Source organism: Butyricimonas hominis (genome assembly GCF_014287455.1).
In the GTDB taxonomy this organism is placed as follows: domain Bacteria; phylum Bacteroidota; class Bacteroidia; order Bacteroidales; family Marinifilaceae; genus Butyricimonas; species Butyricimonas muris.
In genome coordinates, this window is record NZ_JACOOH010000008.1 from 284,665 (window position 1) to 306,557 (window position 21,893).

At 42.1% G+C, this 21,893-nt stretch carries 20 protein-coding genes; 10 read left to right on the plus strand and 10 right to left on the minus strand.

From position 1 onward, the window contains the following. Positions 1-30: 30 nt before the first annotated feature. From era to rsxA, 9 genes are all read left to right on the plus strand, one after another. Complete coding sequence (gene era / locus H8S64_RS17895) at positions 31-915, plus strand: GTPase Era (protein WP_186977902.1); 885 nt, start codon at positions 31-33, stop codon at positions 913-915. 70 nt (positions 916-985) lie between these two features. Continuing rightward, positions 986-2,293 (plus strand): ribosome biogenesis GTPase Der, encoded by a 1,308-nt coding sequence (der, locus tag H8S64_RS17900; protein WP_099290105.1) that lies wholly within the window; start codon positions 986-988, stop codon positions 2,291-2,293. A 137-nt stretch (positions 2,294-2,430) separates the two neighbouring features. Further along, positions 2,431-2,850 (plus strand): SoxR reducing system RseC family protein, encoded by a 420-nt coding sequence (locus tag H8S64_RS17905; protein ID WP_186977904.1) that lies wholly within the window; start codon positions 2,431-2,433, stop codon positions 2,848-2,850. Between the two features lie 66 nt (positions 2,851-2,916). Then, positions 2,917-3,792 carry a Fe-S cluster domain-containing protein gene (locus H8S64_RS17910; protein ID WP_186977906.1) on the plus strand — a complete coding sequence of 292 codons (876 nt, stop codon included), beginning with the start codon at positions 2,917-2,919 and terminating at the stop codon, positions 3,790-3,792. A 50-nt stretch (positions 3,793-3,842) separates the two neighbouring features. Continuing rightward, on the plus strand, positions 3,843-5,174 hold the full coding sequence (gene rsxC, locus H8S64_RS17915) for an electron transport complex subunit RsxC (RefSeq protein WP_186977908.1): 1,332 nt from the start codon (positions 3,843-3,845) through the stop codon (positions 5,172-5,174). A gap of 84 nt (positions 5,175-5,258) precedes the next feature. Beyond that, a complete protein-coding gene (locus tag H8S64_RS17920; RefSeq protein WP_186977910.1) occupies positions 5,259-6,233 on the plus strand; it encodes an RnfABCDGE type electron transport complex subunit D in 975 nt (324 codons plus the stop codon). A gap of 76 nt (positions 6,234-6,309) precedes the next feature. After that, entirely contained in the window at positions 6,310-6,903 is a 594-nt protein-coding gene (locus tag H8S64_RS17925) for an RnfABCDGE type electron transport complex subunit G (RefSeq protein WP_176554870.1), read from the plus strand. 21 nt (positions 6,904-6,924) lie between these two features. After that, positions 6,925-7,512, plus strand: coding sequence for an RnfABCDGE type electron transport complex subunit E (locus H8S64_RS17930; protein WP_099290100.1), 588 nt, complete (start codon positions 6,925-6,927; stop codon positions 7,510-7,512). A gap of 89 nt (positions 7,513-7,601) precedes the next feature. Continuing rightward, entirely contained in the window at positions 7,602-8,177 is a 576-nt protein-coding gene (rsxA, locus tag H8S64_RS17935) for an electron transport complex subunit RsxA (protein ID WP_186977912.1), read from the plus strand. A 72-nt stretch (positions 8,178-8,249) separates the two neighbouring features. Here the strand turns inward: rsxA and H8S64_RS17940 are convergent, their stop codons facing one another. Beyond that, the gene (locus tag H8S64_RS17940; protein WP_186977914.1) at positions 8,250-9,140 is read right to left on the minus strand and encodes an energy transducer TonB; all 891 of its coding nucleotides are present in this window, start codon (positions 9,138-9,140) and stop codon (positions 8,250-8,252) included. Positions 9,141-9,248: 108 nt separating this feature from the next. Continuing rightward, positions 9,249-9,920, minus strand: a complete 672-nt coding sequence (locus tag H8S64_RS17945) for an HAD family hydrolase (protein ID WP_255469592.1) — start codon at positions 9,918-9,920, stop codon at positions 9,249-9,251. A gap of 135 nt (positions 9,921-10,055) precedes the next feature. Between H8S64_RS17945 and H8S64_RS17950 the strand changes: the two genes are divergently transcribed. After that, complete coding sequence (locus H8S64_RS17950) at positions 10,056-11,456, plus strand: CCA tRNA nucleotidyltransferase (protein ID WP_186977916.1); 1,401 nt, start codon at positions 10,056-10,058, stop codon at positions 11,454-11,456. A gap of 112 nt (positions 11,457-11,568) precedes the next feature. On the opposite strand, the gene H8S64_RS17955 is transcribed toward H8S64_RS17950, so the two are convergent. From H8S64_RS17955 to H8S64_RS17990, 8 genes are all read right to left on the minus strand, one after another. Continuing rightward, complete coding sequence (locus tag H8S64_RS17955) at positions 11,569-12,099, minus strand: hypothetical protein (RefSeq protein ID WP_099290095.1); 531 nt, start codon at positions 12,097-12,099, stop codon at positions 11,569-11,571. A gap of 105 nt (positions 12,100-12,204) precedes the next feature. Continuing rightward, complete coding sequence (locus H8S64_RS17960; RefSeq protein ID WP_141560859.1) at positions 12,205-12,573, minus strand: hypothetical protein; 369 nt, start codon at positions 12,571-12,573, stop codon at positions 12,205-12,207. A gap of 385 nt (positions 12,574-12,958) precedes the next feature. Beyond that, a complete protein-coding gene (locus H8S64_RS17965) occupies positions 12,959-14,251 on the minus strand; it encodes a hypothetical protein (protein WP_186977918.1) in 1,293 nt (430 codons plus the stop codon). A 32-nt stretch (positions 14,252-14,283) separates the two neighbouring features. Beyond that, a complete protein-coding gene (locus H8S64_RS17970; RefSeq protein ID WP_255469593.1) occupies positions 14,284-14,733 on the minus strand; it encodes a hypothetical protein in 450 nt (149 codons plus the stop codon). Between the two features lie 12 nt (positions 14,734-14,745). Next, positions 14,746-15,408 (minus strand): fasciclin domain-containing protein, encoded by a 663-nt coding sequence (locus H8S64_RS17975; protein WP_186977922.1) that lies wholly within the window; start codon positions 15,406-15,408, stop codon positions 14,746-14,748. A gap of 10 nt (positions 15,409-15,418) precedes the next feature. Continuing rightward, positions 15,419-16,897 (minus strand): RagB/SusD family nutrient uptake outer membrane protein, encoded by a 1,479-nt coding sequence (locus H8S64_RS17980; RefSeq protein ID WP_436231469.1) that lies wholly within the window; start codon positions 16,895-16,897, stop codon positions 15,419-15,421. Positions 16,898-17,053: 156 nt separating this feature from the next. Beyond that, positions 17,054-20,497 carry a SusC/RagA family TonB-linked outer membrane protein gene (locus tag H8S64_RS17985; protein ID WP_255469594.1) on the minus strand — a complete coding sequence of 1,148 codons (3,444 nt, stop codon included), beginning with the start codon at positions 20,495-20,497 and terminating at the stop codon, positions 17,054-17,056. Between the two features lie 145 nt (positions 20,498-20,642). Beyond that, on the minus strand, positions 20,643-21,812 hold the full coding sequence (locus tag H8S64_RS17990; protein WP_186977928.1) for a FecR domain-containing protein: 1,170 nt from the start codon (positions 21,810-21,812) through the stop codon (positions 20,643-20,645). Between the last annotated feature and the right edge of the window lie 81 nt (positions 21,813-21,893).

A 21,893-nucleotide genomic window follows, 5' to 3' on the forward strand; every position in this document is an offset into this window, starting at 1 on the left:
TACTTTTGTGCCCAATAAATTTTTGAGTACATGGAGCATAAAGCAGGTTTTGTCAATATTTTAGGAAACCCCAACGTGGGGAAATCCACCTTGATGAATCGATTAGTCGGAGAAAAATTATCGATTATCACATCTAAATCCCAAACGACGCGCCACCGCATTAAAGGTATCGTGAACGGGGAGGATTTTCAAATCGTGTTTTCCGACACCCCGGGAGTCGTGAAACCAAGCTACAAGATGCAGGAATACATGCTGGACTTCTCGAAAACCGCCATTATTGACGCGGATATTATTCTCTACGTGACCGACGTGGTGGAAAATTTCGAGAAGAACGCCGACTTCATCGATAAAGTGAAGCAAAGCGAAGTACCCATCTTGTTGGTATTGAACAAAATTGATCTGACCACGCCGGATAAGCTGGATGCCCTGTTCGCGAAATGGAAGGAAATCATCCCGCAAGCGGAGATATTCCCCATCTCGGCAACCGAGAACTTCAACGTCGACAACCTGTACAAGCGGATTCTGGAATTGCTTCCCGTCGGAGAACCTTATTTCGATAAAGAAGAAATAACCGATATGCCTGCTCGTTTCTTCGTGACAGAAATCATACGGGAAAAAATCCTGTTGTACTACGACAAGGAAATCCCCTACTCCGTCGAGGTGGTCGTAGAAGAATTCAAAGAAGAAGCCAAAAGAATCAATATCATGGCGGTAATTAACGTCGAACGTGATTCACAGAAAGGCATTATCATCGGACACCAAGGTGCCGCCTTGAAAAAAGTAGGCACGGAAGCCCGAGTAGACATCGAAGCTTTCTTCGCCAAGAAAGTGTTCCTTAACCTTTACGTCAAAGTACTGAAAGACTGGCGGAACAAAGAAAACGATTTGAAACGCTTCGGTTACAAACAACTATAACATTAATAACTAAAATTGAGATTGCAAATCATCATTTTCAATTTTCAATTTTCAATTTTCAATTTATAAAATGAGTAATATTGTTGCCATAGTAGGACGCCCCAACGTGGGAAAATCAACACTTTTCAATCGCTTGGTCGGTGGACGAGTAGCCATCGTGAACGAGGAAAGCGGTGTGACCCGTGACCGGAATTACGGAAAATCAGTGTGGAACGGTAAAGATTTTTCCGTCATTGACACGGGTGGGTACGTTTCTAACAGCTCAGATATTTTCGAGGAAGAGATCAACAAACAGGTACTGCTGGCGATGGACGAAGCAGACGTGATTCTGTTCGTGTGTGACGTGGAATTAGGAATAACTGATTTGGATTACAGTTTCGCCCGTATGTTGCGAAAAGTCACGAAACCTGTTTACCTCATCGCCAACAAGGTGGATAATGGCGAACGTCTTTATGATGTTCACGAATTCTATAAACTGGGTGTCGGGGAAGAAATATTCCCGATCTCATCTATAAACGGTTCCGGAACCGGTGAATTACTTGATAAACTGGTATCTCATTTCACGAGCGACCCGTTGGAAGACGAGAATGAACTTCCCAAAATCGCTATCGTGGGACGCCCTAACGTGGGAAAATCTTCCACCATTAACGCCCTGATAGACAAGGAACGGAATATTGTTACGGACATCGCGGGGACTACTCGTGACACGCTGACCACCCGGTACAACCGCTTCGGGCATGATTTCTTGCTGGTGGACACTGCCGGACTACGTAAAAAAGCCAAAGTAAACGAGGACGTGGAGTTCTATTCCGTGATGCGTTCCGTGCGTGCCATAGAGGACAGTGACGTCTGTATGCTACTGATTGATGCCACCCGGGGTATGGAAGCCCAGGATTTGAATATATTCCACTTGATAGAGCGCAACCAAAAAGGTGTCGTGGTACTGGTAAACAAGTGGGACTTAATCGAAAAAGATAATAAAACAACGATTAACTTCGAGAAAGACCTGCGTGCTAAAATGGCGCCATTCAATGATGTAGAAATCATTTTCACTTCCGCGCTCACGAAACAACGTTTACTAAAAGCACTGGAAGCCGCCATTGAAACCTATCGCAACCGGGCTCAAAAACTGAAAACCTCGGAATTGAACCGCATCATGTTGGAGGAAATCGAGAACTACCCCCCACCAAGTTTAAAAGGAAAATACATCCGCATAAAATACGTGACTCAATTACCCACGAAAACGCCGACTTTCGCGTTTTATTGCAACTTACCGCAATACGTGAAAGAACCGTACAAACGTTTCTTGGAAAACAAAATCCGTGAACACTGGAATTTCACCGGGGTGCCGATTCAAATATTTATGCGGAAGAAATAAATGAGTTCATAAAGTTCATAAGGTTTGTAAAGTTTATAAGGTGAAAAACTCGTGAATACTTTATAATACGTGTATCGTGTAAACTTTAAACCCCGAAGGGGTAACTTTATGAACTTTATAAACCTTAAAAACTCATCATGGCAGCAAAGGACACAATAGAACACGACGGAATTGTTATAAAAGTAGAAAATAACGCCATTATCGTGCAGATACAAAATCAATCGGCGTGTGCTTCTTGTCATTCTAAGGGAGCGTGTGGCCTGTCGGAAGTAGCACAAAAGAATATCACGGCGGAAAAACCGAATGTTCCCGTGGCTGTCGGCGACAAAGTTATTGTTACCGCCAGTACCCGCAATGCCATGCTCTCGGTCGCATTTGCTTATATCATTCCGTCCGCGTTAATAATAGTACTTCTTGCCCTCTTGATCACGGCGGGGACAAGCGAAGTTATAGCTGCCGCAATTGTACTTCTAGCCGTTGCTGTTTACTTTGTTATCCTATATTTATGTAGGAATAGCTTCACCCGAAAAATAAAATTCAAGGTTAAAATAGCATAACCTAGAAAAAAAATAATAACTTTACGGGCGCTATAACAAACTAGAGGAGACAAAATAAACACCTTTATGATGACTACTACCATTATCTACACTATTATTTCTTTGTGTGCCATTGGTATTGCGGCTGCCGTAATCCTGTATTTCGTGGCACAAAAGTTTAAGGTCGAAGAAGATCCTAGAATCGATATCGTGGAAAGTATCCTTCCCGGCGCGAATTGCGGGGGATGCGGCAAACCCGGGTGTAGGGGTTTCGCGGAAGCCACGGTGAAAGCCACTTCATTGGATGGACTGTTTTGTCCGGTGGGAGGAGCGGATACGATGGCGAAAGTCGCTTCCGCTTTAGGCATGGAAGTAACAGCTCAGACACCACAGATTGCTGTCGTGAAATGCAACGGCACGTGTGACAATCGTCCACGCACGAGCACGTACGACGGGTACAAATCGTGTGCTATCGAACATTCTCTCTACCGGGGAGAAACCGATTGTACATACGGTTGTCTTGGTTGTGGCGACTGCGTCAACGTCTGCGCTTTCGATGCCATTCACATGGACGTCAACGGTCTGCCCGTTGTTTCCGAAGAAAATTGTGTTGCCTGCGGTGCTTGCGTTAAAGCCTGCCCGAGAAACATTATCGAATTGCGGAACAAGGGGCCCAAAGATCGCCGGGTTTTCGTGTGTTGCGTGAACAAAGACAAGGGAAACATCGCCCGCAAAGCTTGTACGGTTGCCTGCATCGGTTGTGGGAAATGCGTCAAAGAATGTCCTTTCGAGGCAATTACCTTGGAAAACAACTTGGCTTACATCGACTTCCGCAAGTGTAAACTTTGCCGGAAGTGCGTGAGCGCATGTCCGACACACGCGATCCACGAGGTAAACTTCCCTCCGAGAAAGATTACCGAACCAGCGACCACGGAAGTGAAAAACAACGAATCGATTCAATGATTGCCGATTCAAACTAAAATTTAAAATCGTAAATCTAAAATTAATACACCGTGCTTAAGACATTTAAAATTGGGGGTGTACACCCACCTGAAAATAAATTATCAGCACAAGGGGAAATCATCACGTTACCCCTTCCCGAACAAGTGATCATACCACTATCTCAACATATCGGGGCACCTGCCGTTCCCACGGTGAAAAAAGGTGATACAGTTAAAGTAGGACAACTTATCGGTCAAGCCGCCGGATTCATTTCCGCCAACATCCACAGTTCCGTATCGGGGACAGTCACGAGTATCGATCCCGTGGTGGATGCCAGCGGTTATCCCAGACCAGCCATCACGATAAAAGTCGAGGGTGACGAATGGGACGAGAATATATTGAAGGAACCGCTCGCGAAGCATCCCAATACTTTCACGAAAGAAGAAATCATCGCGGCTATCAGTGCCGCCGGTATCGTGGGTATGGGGGGAGCAACGTTTCCCACGCAAGTGAAATTATCCCCGCCTCCCGGAAACACGGCTGAAGTATTAATCATCAATGGTGTCGAATGTGAACCGTATTTAACGGCAGACCACCGTCTGATGCTGGAACACGGGAAAGAGCTTATCGCCGGGATTGAACTGCTAATGAAAGCTCTTAACGTGAAACGTGCTATCGTGGGCATCGAGAACAACAAAAAAGACGCTATCGAAGAACTTGGCAAACACGCCAGATTGAGCGACGGCATCGAGATATGCCCGTTAAAAATACAATACCCGCAAGGAGGAGAGAAACAATTGATACAAGCCACCACGGGTAAATTCGTTCCGTCCGGCGGACTACCTATCGCCGTGGGAGCCGTCGTTCAAAACGTCGGGACAGTATATGCCGTTTACGAGGCTGTCATGAAACACAAACCGTTATTCGAACGGGTGGTTACCGTTACCGGGAAATCGCTGAAAGAACCGGGTAACTATCTATGCCGTATCGGGACACCGCTCTCTCAACTCATCGAGGCAGCCGGAGGACTTCCCGAGGACACGGGAAAAGTGATCGGTGGCGGCCCGATGATGGGAAAAGCCTTGACGACAACCAACATTGCTATCACGAAAGGAACAAGTGGAGTATTACTCATGCGGCAGGAAGAATCCGTCCGGAAAGAGTATCGCAACTGTATCCGTTGTTCGAAATGCGTTACCGTATGCCCGATGGGATTGGAACCGTATTACCTGATGCAACTTAGCGAACACAACAAGCTGGATGCATTGGAAGCCGAAAAAATAATGGATTGCATCGAATGTGGTTCTTGTAGCTATACCTGCCCGGCAAACCGTCCGTTACTCGACGTGATTCGCTTGGGTAAAGCCAGAACAGGACAAATGATACGTTCACGTAAAAACTAATTTAATTGTAAATTTTAAATTGTAGATTGTAAATTTACTTGTCTTCAATTTAAAATTTAAAATCTAAAATTTAAAATTATTTGTATGAGTAATTTCACCATATCACCCTCCCCTCACATTCATGGCGGGGATTCGATAGAAAAAAACATGTACGGGGTACTGATTGCCTTAATCCCCGCATTTATCTTTTCTATCGTGTTTTTCGGGATAGGAGCCATTCTGGTAACCCTTACTTCCGTGGCAGCCTGTCTGATCTTTGAATTTATTATCCAGAAATACCTGATGAAACAACGCCCCACGATATGGGACGGCTCGGCTATCATCACGGGTGTATTATTAGCGTTCAACCTTCCCTCGTCCCTTCCTTTATGGATTGTGATAATCGGTGCTATCGTGGCAATCGGTATCGGCAAAATGAGTTTCGGGGGATTGGGAAACAATATTTTCAACCCGGCACTCGTGGGACGCGTATTCTTATTGATTTCGTTCCCGGTACAAATGACTTCTTGGCCTGTACCTCACGGATTTTCGACAGTAGATGCCGTAACAGGGGCTACACCTTTAGCTATCGTGAAAGAAGCAGTAAAGAACGGGCAATCCGTGGCTGATGCACTTGCGTCCAGCGGAATTTCGACAAGCAACATGATTATCGGTAACATAGGAGGTAGCTTGGGAGAAGTTGCCGCTATCGGTCTTCTGCTCGGTTTCGCCTATATGTTGATTCGTAAAATTATTACATGGCATATCCCCGTGACAATTTTCGCCACAGTAATCCTGTTTGCCGGAATATTGCACTTGGCAAATCCCGCACATTTTGCTGATCCCCTGTTCCATCTTTTCACGGGAGGTATGATGTTGGGAGCGATCTTTATGGCGACGGATTACGTAACATCCCCCATGACGCATAAAGGTATGATCATTTTCGGTATCGGTATCGGACTACTGACCGTGATAATCCGTACCTTCGGTGCTTATCCGGAAGGAATGTCATTTGCCATATTGATCATGAACGGCTTCACCCCGTTGATCAACAGATATTGTAAACCCGTTCGATTTTAAATTTTAAATTGTAGATTGTAAATTACTTACACTTGAAATTTAAAATTTAAAATCTAAAATTTAAAATCACAAGATGATGGGAAAGAAATTAGAATCGAGTTTTAAAAATATGGTATTGGTGTTATTCTTGGTAACACTCATATCCTCAGCCGCCGTGGGAGTTGTCAACTCATTCACGTCGGGATTAATCGAGAAGGTACAAATCGAAAAACAGACACAAGCAATACGTGCCGTGGTCCCGACTTTCGATAATGACCCCATGACAGAAAAATACACGGTAAAACCTTCGGAAAATGAAGAAGAAGTTGAGTTTTATCCTGCCAAACAGAACGGGGAATTAGTAGGAACAGCCATTAAAACTTACACGAACGACGGATTCGGGGGAAAAATAGAATTAATGGTAGGTTTTACTCCCGACGGAACAATTTACAATTATTCCGTGTTGAGCCACAAAGAAACCCCGGGGTTAGGTTCCAAAATGGATACATGGTTCGTGAAAGGTGCCAAAGGTGACATTACCGGTAAAACACCGGGAACGAAAGGACTGCAGGTTTCAAAAGACGGAGGGGACGTGGACGCTATCACGGCTGCCACTATTTCATCCCGTGCCTTTTTGGACGCAGTAAACCGGGCAGCCAAAGCGCTGGAAAAAGATACCAAACAAAAGTAGAACAATCGAAAAAATAAAGATATGAACAACTGGCAAAACTTTACCAAAGGGTTCTTTAAAGAAAATCCCACCTTTGTACTATTGCTCGGGATGTGCCCCACGCTGGGAGTCACCACGTCGGCAATCAACGGCTTGGGAATGGGATTGGCTACCGCCTTCGTGCTCGTGTTATCCAACCTTGCTATCTCGCTCGTGGCAAACTTGATTCCCGATAAAATCCGTATTCCCGGATTTATCGTTATCATCGCGGCATTCGTTACCGTCGTTGATATGTGTATGGCAGCCTATCTACCTAGCTTGCACGAATCACTCGGGTTATTCATCCCGTTGATCGTGGTAAACTGTATCGTGCTGGGACGTGCCGAATCTTTTGCTTCCAAGAACAAAGCCATTCCTTCCATGCTCGACGGATTGGGTATCGGTTTGGGATTCACGATGGCACTGACCTTGTTGGGATGCATCCGTGAAGTATTGGGTAGCGGAAAAATTTTCAACATCACCCTGTACAGTGAAAACTACGGAATGATCATCTTCGTGTTAGCCCCGGGAGCTTTCATCGCGCTAGGTTACTTGATCGCGTTTATTAATAGAATAAGAAAAACCAACTAATTGTAAATTTTAGATTTTAAATTGCAAATCAAAATCCAATCTAAAATCTAAAATCTAAAATCTAAAATCTAAAATTTAAAATCAGAAAAATGGAATACATATTTATATTCATAGCCGCAGTATTTGTCAATAATATCGTATTGGCGCAATTCTTGGGTATCTGTCCGTTCCTTGGGGTTTCCAAGAGTGTTCCCACGGCTTTAGGTATGACCGGAGCCGTGACATTCGTGATGATTTTAGCCACGTTGGTTACTTTCATCGTGCAAAAAACGGTACTTGATCCGTTCCACATAGAGTTCATGCAAACTATCGTGTTTATCCTGATTATTGCAGCACTCGTGCAAATGGTGGAGATCATTCTGAAAAAAGTAAGCCCCTCGCTTTATCAGGCGTTAGGAGTATTTCTTCCCTTGATCACGACAAACTGTGCCGTACTGGGAGTTGCCATCATGGTTATCCAAAAAAACTACAACTTACTCGAGTCCGTGGTTTTCGCTGCCTCTACCGCTATCGGTTTCGGGCTCGCCTTAACCATCTTTGCCGGCATCCGCGAACAATTGGAACTTTCCTCTATCCCCAAAGGCATGAAAGGAACTCCAATCGCTCTAGTAACCGCGGGATTGTTAGCCTTAGCATTCATGGGCTTCTCCGGAATCGTCAAATAAGAATATTTGCTCTATAAAATAAAACGGCAGCCCCTGTGAAGAGCTGCCGTTTCTTTTGGGTATATCTCAAATTTAATCCATCAAATAACAATCCCATGAAAATTCTTTCTTTTTATAATCAATGCAAGCTTCCACTCGCACCCGCACGGGTTTTCCGTCAAGCATTGCTGGTTTCCATTTCACCTCGTCACTAAAAAAACGACCGGGATACATTTGCCGGGTTATGACATAGTCTAATTGTGCCGCAACCGGTAAATCATGCCCATATCTCAGATGCGAAAAATATCCTTCTTTATCTATGACAAAACTGAGTTTTAAAATTCCATCTACCAAAAACGACATTTGATTCGGATATTCAATCATACTTACACTATCCGCACGTTTTGCTCCTACATGCATCGCCACCTGATGTATATACCTAGTAAGATTATACCTTTTGTCATAAATTTTTTGATCAGCTTCACCCCATTCCGGTCCTTTATCAAGAATCACGACACTTCCTTTTAGTTCGAGTGGAATGGAGAATTGTTGTTCTGCCGAGGTCTTTCGACCATTCTCTTCAGGGGCTCTCCATTTCCGAGAAATCAAAATAAGACGTTCCACCTCATCTGCAAATGCAGAATCCGGAAGATTTTCCACCACACAATTTTTAATCTTACCGCCTTTCGTCACGGTAAAACGAGTGATTAAATCCATTTCTTGTGACAACGTATCCACATAAGCAATATTATTAAACAAGTAATCGGATTCTGCAAGATTAACGCTAAAAGGAATATGCCTGTGAAGTAATTGATTGGATAGCCAGACAGGAAAAGTAGAAATAGCCACATTGCTCCTGAACATCGTTTTTTTATCATTCTTTTCTTTTGGAATCCCCGTGCCAGCCTGCACATTTACAAATGAAACACATAAAAATAATGTAAGAAAAAACATTGTCCGCTTTTTTAGTACACAAAAAATCATAAGCTTTCGATTTAGTTTATTATTAATAACAATAACACCAATCCTCGATGTCTTCACTATTAATACACTATCTCTCGGAAAAAGAATTAAATGACTTGCAAAAAAAGATTAAAACATCATTGTTCCCCCATCCATCAAATCCACGAACCCGTCATACGAGCATCCCGTGAAATCCGCGATTACCCGATCCACCATTCCCTCGATCTTCTCTTTCGCGTTTGTTGTAGCCAACCCGACTACCTTCATGCGGGCATTACGTCCAGCCTCGATACCGGCAAAAGAATCCTCGAAAACGCAACAAACATCTGTTTCCATCTGCAGTTCTTTAGCCGCCAGTAGATAACATTCCGGAGCAGGCTTGGATTTCGTGATCTTATCGGCAGTAATTATTCGCTCGAAATACTCGGTAAATTCCGGGTGAGCCTTCAAGGCATACGACATTTTCACGTTATTGGAACTCGTCACCAAAGCAATCCTCACGCCATGATCTAACAATACTCGAATAAAATTTTCGACACCCGGCACGTAAGGATAATTCATTTTTTCCTCGAACTCTTCCAACTCTTGGGAAATCTGTTGCTGCAAATCCATATTACCCCCGAAATAATCCTCCAGAATCTTCTCCGTCGTCATCCCTTTAATCTTCTTGTAAAAATCAGGCATTCCGGGATGAAAACGCTTTCCCTGTTCTATCCAGAAAAGATCGTATTGTCCTTCCGTGTCGAGAACCACTCCATCCATATCAAACAATGCTGCAAATCTTCTTTCTCTATTCATCATATCCTTAAAAAACTGTTCGCGAATATATCGAAAAAGAATCTCCCTCCGCAAATCAGAATCAAATTATTTGGTCTGTAAGGGATAACTTGATAATTTTGTACGCGAATCAGTTTACTAAAGTTTATGCCTCAAAATATGCAATTAACTCACCCCATTTTTAAAATCTTATCCGGAATAGCAGCAGAAAAAGGTTTAGAGATATACGTGATCGGGGGATATGTCCGCGACTTGATTTTAAAACGCCCTTCCAAAGACATTGACATTGTAGTTTTAGGTAGCGGGATAGAATTGGCAGAAACCGCGGCAAAACAATTGGGCAATCTGACTGTTTCCGTGTTCAAAAACTTCGGGACAGCCATGTTTCGATACAAAGGAATGGAAATCGAATTTGTCGGGGCACGTAAGGAATCCTATCAAAGGAACTCCCGTAAACCGATCGTGGAAGAAGGAACCATTGACGATGATCAAAAACGCAGAGACTTCACGATAAACGCTTTGGCGATCTCTTTAAATCAAGATACCTACGGGCAACTGGTCGATCCGTTTGGAGGAATACAAGACTTGGAAGACGGGATATTACGAACCCCACTCGACCCCGTGATTACCTTTTCGGATGATCCGTTACGCATGATGCGAGCCGTTCGTTTTGCCTCTCAATTGAATTTCACGATTGAAGCGATCACTTTCGAGGGCATTATCGCCAACAAAGAGCGTCTGAAAATCGTGTCGAAAGAACGTATCATTGATGAATTCAATAAAATCATGCTATCCCCCCGTCCTTCCGTGGGGCTGAAATTACTGGAACAATCCGGGCTACTGGAGGTATTCTTCCCGGAACTCACCGCACTCAAGGGAGTAGAGTCCGTGGACGGTATCGGGCATAAAGACAACTTCTATCACACGTTGACCGTGCTGGATTCCGTTAGCCGGGTATCAGACAATCTATGGCTTCGCTGGGCAGCCTTGCTTCACGACATAGGCAAACCCGTTACCAAAAAATTCGTGCAGGGACAAGGCTGGACATTTCACGGGCATAACCACGTCGGCGAACGCATGGTCGGCAAATTATTCAACCGCCTCAAACTGCCCCAGAACGAAAAAATGAAATACGTGCAAAAACTCGTATTCCTGCACATGCGTCCAATTGTCCTTTCGGAAGAAATCGTAACCGACTCGGCTGTCCGCCGTCTTTTATTTGACGCCGGGGACGACATCGACGATTTAATGACCCTTGCCGAAGCGGATATAACTTCCAAGAACGAAGAGAAAGTGCGTCGCTTCATGCACAATTTCCGGATCGTTCGTCAAAAATTAAAAGAAGTCGAGGAAAAAGACGCCATCCGGAACTTCCAACCCCCGGTAAGCGGCGAGGAAATCATGGAAATCTTCAATTTACCCCCGTGCAAAGCCATCGGAGATATTAAAAATGCCATCAAAGAAGCTATCCTCGACGGCATCATAAGTAACGATCCCGCAGAAGCCCGAGAATACATGTTCAAGGTCGCTGCCGAATTGGGAATACAGAAGAGTTCATAAAGTTAAAGAGTTCATAAAGTTAAAAAGTTCATAAAGTTTATAAAGTAACTAACTCTAAATACTTTATGAACCTTATAAACTTTATAAACCAAAATAGAAAGGGTTTTCCTTTCTATTTTAAGAAGTAAGCTATTTGTTTGGCAGGAGTTCCCTCGTAAACTTTTACCTCAGTTCTCGGCACATCGTTGTAAGGAACAAATTCCATCACCTGCAATAAAGCGTATTGTTCATCTTCGCTACAAAATACTTCCAAACTCAAATTGGATTGATCAGAACGACTCAATGACTGAAGATTATCAAATTTATTCTGTTCAATGATATCATACAACTGTGAAGATTGATTGGCAGCCACGTACACTTTGTGCTTTTTCATGGCTTTTCCCGTCGGTTTGTACACGTACTTTTCTTTTTTAATGATAAATGCCATAATTCCCCAACCCACAACAGCCAACCCGAGCATAATAATGATAGAAGAAAGCGTATCGCTTTGTGCCGTGTTGATATGATTTGCCCCCACCCAAAGAATAGCGGCTCCCACGATCAACAAGCCCAAGGGTTTCACGGGTGATTTTTTCTTTTTCTCTACTTTACCTTCATCTACTTTCAAGATTACGTCATCTATATAGTCAAATTTTGTTTCCATAATTATGATTTCTATGTATAATTTATAATGTTTAAATTTCAGCACACCAAAACACACTTCACCCGTTCACGAACGAGCAAAGTTTTCCCACGAAATAAACCTAAATCATACAATGATTTCACGCAAAGCAAAGACGTAGTATCCCCCGTCCTGTCTTAACGCGAAAAAGTCGAGATAATCATTTTCGACATACCTGAAGTAAGGTGTAAATACCCTTTTATACTCCTCGAACTGAATCGAGAAACTATTTCTTTGTAAATGACGGCAGGGAGGCTGTATGTTAGACACTTCATGCACCACGTTCACCGGTAGCGCATTCCCGTTCATCGCCGTCAACATTGCCAAGCGTTCGAAAGCCTCCTTTTCATTGGAAACAAGCCTCTCTTGGCTCACTACCTTTTCCATGTAGCGAGTGGCATCTACCCGTTGTCCCAGATAGACTACCGCCAAAATAAGCAGCACACAATATTTCATGAAAGCTTTCATACCACTTTTCTACGATAAATTCAGAACAAAGATACAAAATCATTCGAGGAAATACACCAAATCACATGATTTTTCAAAAGTTGTTATATAAACTTTAGGAAAATTTCCCGTTACGCATGGGTTAAAAACAGGGAAAAATAAAGCATGGCAATTCATTCACGTTCTCAACCATAATCAACCAACATTCGACATCTCCGGTGTTAAACGGGTGGTCGTCAAGTGTTGTACTGGAGTTGTAGCCCGTTCTCACCTATTTCTCTACCCGTTCTCTTCCCATTTCTAACAAGAAAACATCCACTACTCCGGTAAACAAGACCTGTCCCGGGAAAATATTTCCCGGGACAGGTACATCGACTCAATTGTTATTTTTCTCTCAATTATTATTTCTCCGAAGCACTTCTTGCATTCTATACATTACTCTTCCCTGAATATTCTTATTCATAAATACTGTTGCAAACTTAAAAGCTTCCTCGAATAATAAAGATGCCAATTGTGTATCACCCAAACTCAAATAACATTCTGCTGCCGATAACACTAATCTCATCCTCGTTTTCAACGGGATATCAGTATGACTTGCGATTTCATCTATCCACCCGATACAAGATTTTGCAACGTCTGCCGTTATCTGCCCGTCAGAAGCAATCATCAACTCTCTAACCGCATCGTATCGATCCTGCCACTGGCAACGCTCCCCAAGCATATCGAAATACTCGTTTTTCAAATTAACGTAAGCCTCATACTTTTTATCATTCAATATATACTTCCCCGCGGCACCATAACGCAAAATAGTATCAATACCTACCGTACTATCATCTGATTCATACACGTCAGCCATATCACCAGTCACTCGCTGCAACGGCTTTATGTAATTCTTATTTCCCGCTTGCGCTAAAGTCAATATCAAACGATTATTTTCTTCCATCAAGAATCGATCCACTTCCACTTTCCCTACTGCATTATAAAATCGATCTCGATTTTCAAAAACTTTTTCAGCAACAGAAATCCCTTTAGAGTATTCTCCTCGAAAACGAACCAATATCCCGAAGTCTGTAACATTCGCCAATTCTTTGATAGACTTATGTCCCAAATACCCCTTGTATATTTTAGACAATTTTTGATCCCAACTCAAAGAATCTTCCCGGCTCATTCCCGGTAATAACAATCCCATTTCACGTAACAACATTTGGGTTTCCGAGAGCTTTTTACTGCTTTTCTTCCAATTATTAAATACCTGATTAGCGTCCTCTTTTTCTCCTATTATCACTTGTCCCAAACGTAACAAAACATCGGGATGTTCATTAGCGGAAATGCAAAAAAAGCCTTCTCCCCCGGCAGCTAATAATAATACACAGGGATTTCTCTTTAGTCCCCATACCGTAGTGGTATCCAATTTCATTTCTGCCAACGAATCCAATGCATAACAACAAAAATGTTTATTAAAGAACGTGCCGTTTTCCTCACTAGAAAAACACGTGAATGCATCAGTCCCTTTTACTTTATTCTCTTCCCCGTATCTCGGGAAATACAATAATAAAGGAGATTTACTCTTGAACAAATCCTCTAACTGTTTATCAACATCTCCATTCATTTTGTCAAAACGAATCTGCCCGTAACTCTCAGTCAATTGTAATAATACAAACGCTATCAATAAAAAAAATCTCATCATTACTTCTATCTTAGGTATGTAGGTGCTAAATATTATTCCGTTACTATAATTTTCATCGCATCCTGTAACACATGGCTGTATCCGGGATTAGTCAAACGAATTGAAACTTTATAAGTTCCCGGCACTGCATCATTCTCGAAAGGGTATTCCAAAGCACCCCCGCTACGAACGGACAAATTTTTCATGAAATTTTGGGCTGCTTCTTCTCCCGCAGCCTCGGATAAGGGACCTTCATAAGTAACCGACTCCACGTAAAAATAAATCAACTCTGTTCCCTCGTATCCTTGCAACGCCAAAGATTTCCATGGAGCTTTATTTTCTATCCGGAACCAATCAAGCTGCGGGTCCGGAGTTTTACGAACATACATAGTATCCGGATCATAAGAAGCATTCTCGGTTATCAAATATCCGACAGTTTTCTCGTGACAAGCTTCCAAACAAAAAAACATCGCCACCCCTATTAATAATAATATCTGTTTCATAAATTTCATTTTTTACCACCAATCTTCATTCTCATCATCACTCGAACCACCAATCATCGAATCACCTATCGTAAAATTGTAGTCAAGCGCATGTATCAAAGCATTATTCGGCTCAATATCACCAGACATAATAGCGATATTTTCCGTTGACATAAAATTTATAAAAATATGCCGAGGAGCAAACTCCACGTAACGTCCATCCACCGGTTCTATTTTAACATATACCCAGCACTCCTTTCCCGCGAGCGATTTTACCATCATTCCTCCGCTCCCAAGCGTACCAAAATCACCTTCTTCTCCCGTGGGAATATCTTTCCGATATAATTTTCCATCTACAACATGCTGCATCAATACAGAATGACACCACTCCGGATCTAAATCCGTAACACGCGACAATCCGTTATGCAATAGATAACGACGAATAGAATGATTCGTCAAACCAAAAAAAGTTATCTCCTTGTGTTGCGGATCATTCCCCTCGAACAAACGTACCATATCTTCCCCCGCGTGCTTTATCAACAAGCGTGTAGAATCCCAATCATAAGGATGTGCCTCCATGTATTCCAGTACATTCCCGTTAAATCGTCCTTTAGATATACCAGTGTCGATAAAATTATCTTTCGTGCAAGACATTATTACTAACATCAGTACGATTATAATATAATTTCTTCTCATAATTCTAATTTTATTGTATTCTACGATTCCAATACCTATTCTGTCGTATTAAATCATTATTATCAAAACACACGTCCATAAGCATACAATACATAGCTCCGTCTTTTATATCTTGGTCCGTGAGTTGCTCGTAATACTTGGAAATTTCTTTACGAATATAATCATGCGAGTCTTCCCCACGCAAAAAACAATATCCATTACGCATGATATCATAATAACGATACCCTTCATAACTTAATTCTTTTTCACGTTCCTTGAATATCGCCAAACACAAATTCGCATCCAAACCGTTTTTTATGTCTTCAGAAGTGGGGTAACTATATCTTGATACATCATCCCCATTTTTTATATTCCCGTCTTCCATGTTCCCGTAAGCTCTACCGCGCACATAATTCAAATCACTTACCGCCAAGTCACGTTTATTTTGTCGGGCTCGACATTCCGCACGTAATAAATAGATATCCGCCAAACGATAAAGCACCTTATTTTGACTCATCCCCCGAAAACTAGGCCTCGGATCATATTCATTTTTTTCATAATAAGGATAACGGAACTTATACATATAAGTTTCGTCCAACTCCCTCACATCATATTTTAGAACAACATCCCCCGGCGTTGTCCCCACTACCACGTTTTCCCCAACTTTATTCAAATAAATAAAATCGGCATCAAGAGCATAATAATAAGATTCTCTCCGCAAATCTCCCATGGAATACATGTTATGAACCGTTTCCTTGGTTAAATACGGGTACGGAATTCCTGCTCCCGGATAAAACTCTCCATTTAGCAAGACAGGAAATCTCACAAAATCATTACGATAAGCATACTCTTTATTCTCCGAAGCATCACTATAAATTTCCCAAATACTCTCGTCACTTCCTCCCTTTAGCACGTTCACGCAAACCTCTTCCGGGGTATCAACCATCTTGTAGTTTCCTACACGCCCTTCAATTATCATGGAACAATATTCCTCCGCTTTTGCCCAACACTCCTTTTTTCCTTCCACCCCGGCTCTCCACGCATGAAGATGTGCCAATAACGCAACAGCAGCACCTTTACTACCATATTGCTTCATCCGGGCTTCTGACGTGGCACTCACCATCTCCTCGTAAACAGGAAGTTTTAAGGCCTTCGACAAACAAGAATCCGCCATATCCAACACCTCACTCATCGGAGATTGTGGCAACTTCTCGATAAAAAGCGTTCCTTTAGATATGGGAGCATCTCCAAATGTCATCGCCAAGTAAAAATAAGCAACTCCCTTTGCAAAATAAGCTTGTAAAACATACGGTTCAAGCTCTTCTTTCGTTAAACTTTCAAACCGATGTGCGTTATCCAAAATCAAATCGGCCTGATAAATCAATCTAAAAAATGGCGCCCAATCGAATACCATCCCCCAACTTGTCAAGTCTGTCGGAAGAAAATGCTCGTTTACCTCTGCCATATCTCCTGCTGCCTCCGTCCATTGGGACAAAAAAACAGTTGTCATATGAACCTGTAATTCAGTTAACAAAGCTTCGGCATCTTTTTTACTTTTAAAAAAGTTCGTGTACGTGACACTATTTTCCGGTTCTACATCTATAAAGTTCGAACATGCCCAACAAAACGGTAACACTAAATATAGTAAATACTTTCTCATCTTTCCTTAAAAATTAAGCGTTAATCCCAATGTCCATTTCCGAGGAAGCGGATATCCATCTCCTTTATCAAACCCACTATATACATCCACGATCTCCGGGTTCTCTCCCGAATAGTTACTCAAGTAAAATAAATTTTCTCCCGTTACAAAACAACGTAATCCGGACAAACCAATTTTAGAAGCCACTTTCTTAGGTAAGTCATATCCTAATGTTAATTGTTTTAAACTCATTGAATGCACTTTCTCTATATTAGTATCCAATTCCCCTATAATGGATTTTCCCCATCGTGATGCATTCGGATTCTTTTCTGTCGGAGTCCAACGACGTAATTTCCGATAATCCAACAATTTTGTTAAAGGTATAGTACCGAACGATTGCGATGCACGCATATTAATAATTTTCCGACCTAATGAATAATTTACAAGGATATTCAAATCAAACCCCTTCCATTTTAACTCATTTACCCATCCCCCGCTTGCTACAGGAACAGGAGAGCCCACATACAACTTGTCGACATCATTATCTCCATTAAAATCTCTCAAATTATAATACCCTACCATGCCACTTGTTCCATTCGCCACGCCAACTCCACCTTTATAAATTTCCTTACCATAGGACGTATGATAACGTTCTACCTCATCATCCGAATTATAAAAACCTTCATTGGCATACACGTACATTCCATACAACGATCTCCCAATCACAAATTCCCCAACATCCTTTCCCGAATAAGATTTCTCGAAACGATTCCAATTTCGAGCACCATTCAACTTCATCCGCCAACTCACCGCACTCTCTCGCAATATATCAGCCTCTAACTCCAATTCAATTCCCTCGTTAGAAACATCCATTGCATTTTCCGTACGAGTGGAGAAAGGATATAACGCTCCCGGCACGGGAACATCCCAAATCATGGCTTTTGTATATTTATAATAATAATCCAATTTCACATTCAAACGATATTGCAACATATCAAGATCAAGCCCTATATCGTATTGTTCCGTTTTCTCCCATGTCAAACTAGGTGCAATTGCATCTTGAACTGTTACGCCCGTACTACCTAAAAACGATCGAGTTCCTACCTTCATCAATCCATGAGCCATATACTCTTTCGAGAAAACTTGCCCCGAAGTTCCATAGCTAAAACGAATTTTACCTAAATTAAGCCAATTTTCCGTCCAATTTTTCACAAAGGGCTCCTCTGAAAACGTCCACCCCACAGCAAACGACGGAAATACCGCCCAACGATTTCCCTCACCAAAAGTAGAACTACCATCCGAACGTAACGTACATTCAAACAAATAACGTTGTTTGTAATTGTAACCGAAACGCCCAAAATAACTCATCATTTTTTGTTCTTTAAAATCTGAAGCATAAAATCTTGTAGACACCCAATTCGGCCAATCCTCCGTACCATGATTTACAACCTCCGGTGCTTTTGTAGGATCATAATAATATATAAAATCACTCGCCCCTTTTTTACCATATCCTTTTATATCAAATTTCTGAGTCTTATTCACATTAAATCCCAACAAGATATCAATATTATGCACATCTTTTATACTTTTATTATAATGCAGTAACTCTTCCGTTGAAATCATTACCGAGCGATTAATTGCGCCCGAGGACATATTTTCATTATAATAAACATCTAAATAACTAGGTGTAAATACATTAGAATTTCCTTGAGAATAATCTAAATTTATCGAAGCAGAAAATTCCAACTCGGGCAAAAATTTTAATCTCAACACAGAGGTTACCATTGCCCGGTAATCATCTGTCCTGTCTTTTTGCCCTAACATCTTCTTTTTCCATTCATTTTGCACTTCCTCGCTTACACCTAAATAAGTATTCTGCTGTCTTGGATCCACGGTCATTCCCTCGTATTTCATCTTGGAACCCGTCGAGTTTCCATTCATTGTTCTATTCGTATACGCGAGATAAACACGCGTATCCAATCCTAACTTGGAAGATAAATTAGCCGTTAGATTAGAGATTAAATTCGCTCGAGAATATTGACTATTAATCATAATTCCCGTTTCGTCATAATATCCTAAACCTACCATATAACGCAATTTCTCTGTTCCACCACTTGCGGAGATATTTGCGTTTAGTACTTTACCTGTACGAAATGCATATTTATACCAATTAGTACTATTATTATAATACGGATCAAGACTATCTTGAAGACAATATTCTTGAGTAGCTGAACCTTTTTGACTATTTCCCCAAAACAAATCATATGTTCCAGCACCCCAGTATCCCCCCCACCAGTTAGAGACCCAAACACTCTCGTAGGAATCCGGACAATTATAGAAACCATCATCTGCTTCATAATTATAAACAGTATTTCTATACTGCAAAATATCCAACCACCGTTCCATACGTCCCCCCGTTTGTTCGGGATATTCCATCAATTGAGATAACGAATAGGAAGCATTTGCTGAAAATTTCACTTCACCTATTTTACCTTTTTTGGTCGTAATCAAGATTACTCCATTCCCGGCACGACTACCATAAATCGAGGCTGCAGCCGCATCTTTCAAAACTTCCACGGACTCAATCAAACTTGGATCCAAATCTGCCAATGTATTTGTTCCCGTCACAGGTGAAACAAACGAATGCATCGGCACTCCATCCACAACCCACAAAGGTTGACCGTCACTAGCTCCATCGAACATCAAAGAATTAAATCCTCTCACGGCAACCACTGCCGCACTACCGGGTGCCCCGGACTGCTGAATGACATTCACTCCCGCCAAACGTCCTTGCAACATACTCGTGATACTGGCTGCAGGGAGTTCTTTCATTTCATCTGCCTTCACCGAAGAGATCGCACTAATGGTTTCTCTCTTTTTTTGTGAACCATACGCACGAACAACAACTTCATCCAAATTCGAAACATCCTCAATTAAAGTAATTCTAAGCGTATCGGTTTTTTCCGTAAAATTTACCTGTTGTTTTTTAAAACCGATAAAAGAAAACTCCAATACCCCTTTAAGTAAAGGCAATTCCAAAGCAAACCACCCGTCTTTATTCGTGGCTGTTCCTATCGCAACACCCTGCACTTTCACCGTCACTCCCGGCATCGGTTGTTTCTTCGTGTCGTAAACAAATCCTTTCACCCGCAAAGATTCTTTTTTCTCTTTTACATCCTGCGGCTGGATTACTACAACCTCATCTTCAATTCGATAAATAAATCCCGTACCACGAAGTACCTCATCCAAAATTTGCTGAATTGTGGCATCCTTCACATTCAAGGATTTCACCCGCAAATTTCTCACGTCATCCACGTTATAAATAAACGTGAACGCAGTGTTTTTTCTAATCGCAGAAAATACTTCTGTCAAAGAAACATCTTCCAACGAAAGTGTCAATCTTGCCTCCTGCGAATAAGTCGTTGCCGACACAGACACGGATAACAAGAAAAAAAGCACAAAAAATTTCATAGTCAACAACTTTTTACGTAGTCTTATTTTCATAAGACCACTCGAGTTACACTTTTTTTTCATAACTTTGTTTCTGAATTTTACATTGAATTAATTTATTGAATGTATTCTGACAGGTAGCGTGGGGGCGTTACCTGTCTTTTTTTCATTCACACACGTTTATAGTTCTATCTTTTATATCAAATTTCACTCGTTTTGTCTGTTCTATTCTCCTTAATATTTGCTCTATATTTTCGTAGCGTTTAACTTCCACGGAAAACTTCATGGACTTCACCCCCGGGTTCACGTAAAAAATATTCACGTTATACCAGCGAGCCATGACATCCAAAATCGTTTCCAAATCCGTATCCTCGAAATAAAAAATTCCCTCACGCCACAACGAATAATTCCTAGCCTCAACCTGTTTCACCACGAACCCGAGTTTCCCGTTCCGCCATATACCTTGCTGATTAGGTATCAAGATCACGCTATCTGCTCCTCTTTGCAATTGTACTTTCCCCTCGACCAACGTCGTGACCACCCTTTCGCTGTACGCCGAAACATTGAAACTTGTACCCAGCACCCTAACATTCACACCATTTACCGCCACGACAAAGGGTTTCCCGGCATTCTTCGCCACCTCGAAATATCCCTCTCCCGTCATCTCCACTTTTCGCAGGTCCCCGGTAAAATGAACGGGATATTTTAAGGTTGACTCGGAATTTAACCAAACACGGGTTCCGTCCGCCAACTCCAAAGCAAACTCTCCACCACGGGGAACTCTCAACGTGTTATACCTCTCGCCCGCTAACGGTATCTCCACGGAATCACTCCCCGTGTACTTTACCATTTTGTCCGATGTTTGAATTTCAGTTCCTCCCACCTCATTTATGCGTAATCGTGTCGTATCGTTCAACTCGACCTTGCGCCCGTCAGCCAATTGCAATTGGGCCTTCATCACACCATGAGTAATGGCAACCGTCTGCACGGGTACTTGCTCCCGTGATGTATCCCGGCTTATAAACCAAAAAGCCGCAATTGTCAATGGCAGTACTATCGCCGCCGCGTATCTGCTCCACACGATACGCCGTTGTTTCCTTATCCGTTGTTTCGTGAGTTCCCAACGGGCATCCGTCATCCGGTGTCCCGCGGCTTGTTCTTCCCACACCTTATCGTTTGTTTCCAGCGATATTTTCAACCGCTCGTACTCCTCTTGATGTCGCCCGTCTTCCGCAAGCCAACGGGATAATTCCTCCCGTTCCCTCTCGTCCATCGTTCCCGTCAGTTCTTTCGCTATCAGCCGGGCAATCATCATTCGTCGTTCTAATAAATCCATATTTTATTGTTGTTTACCCAAGAGATTACTTCAAAACCAAAGTGGGTGGGTAAAACAGCAAAAAAAAATCAAAAAAAGACG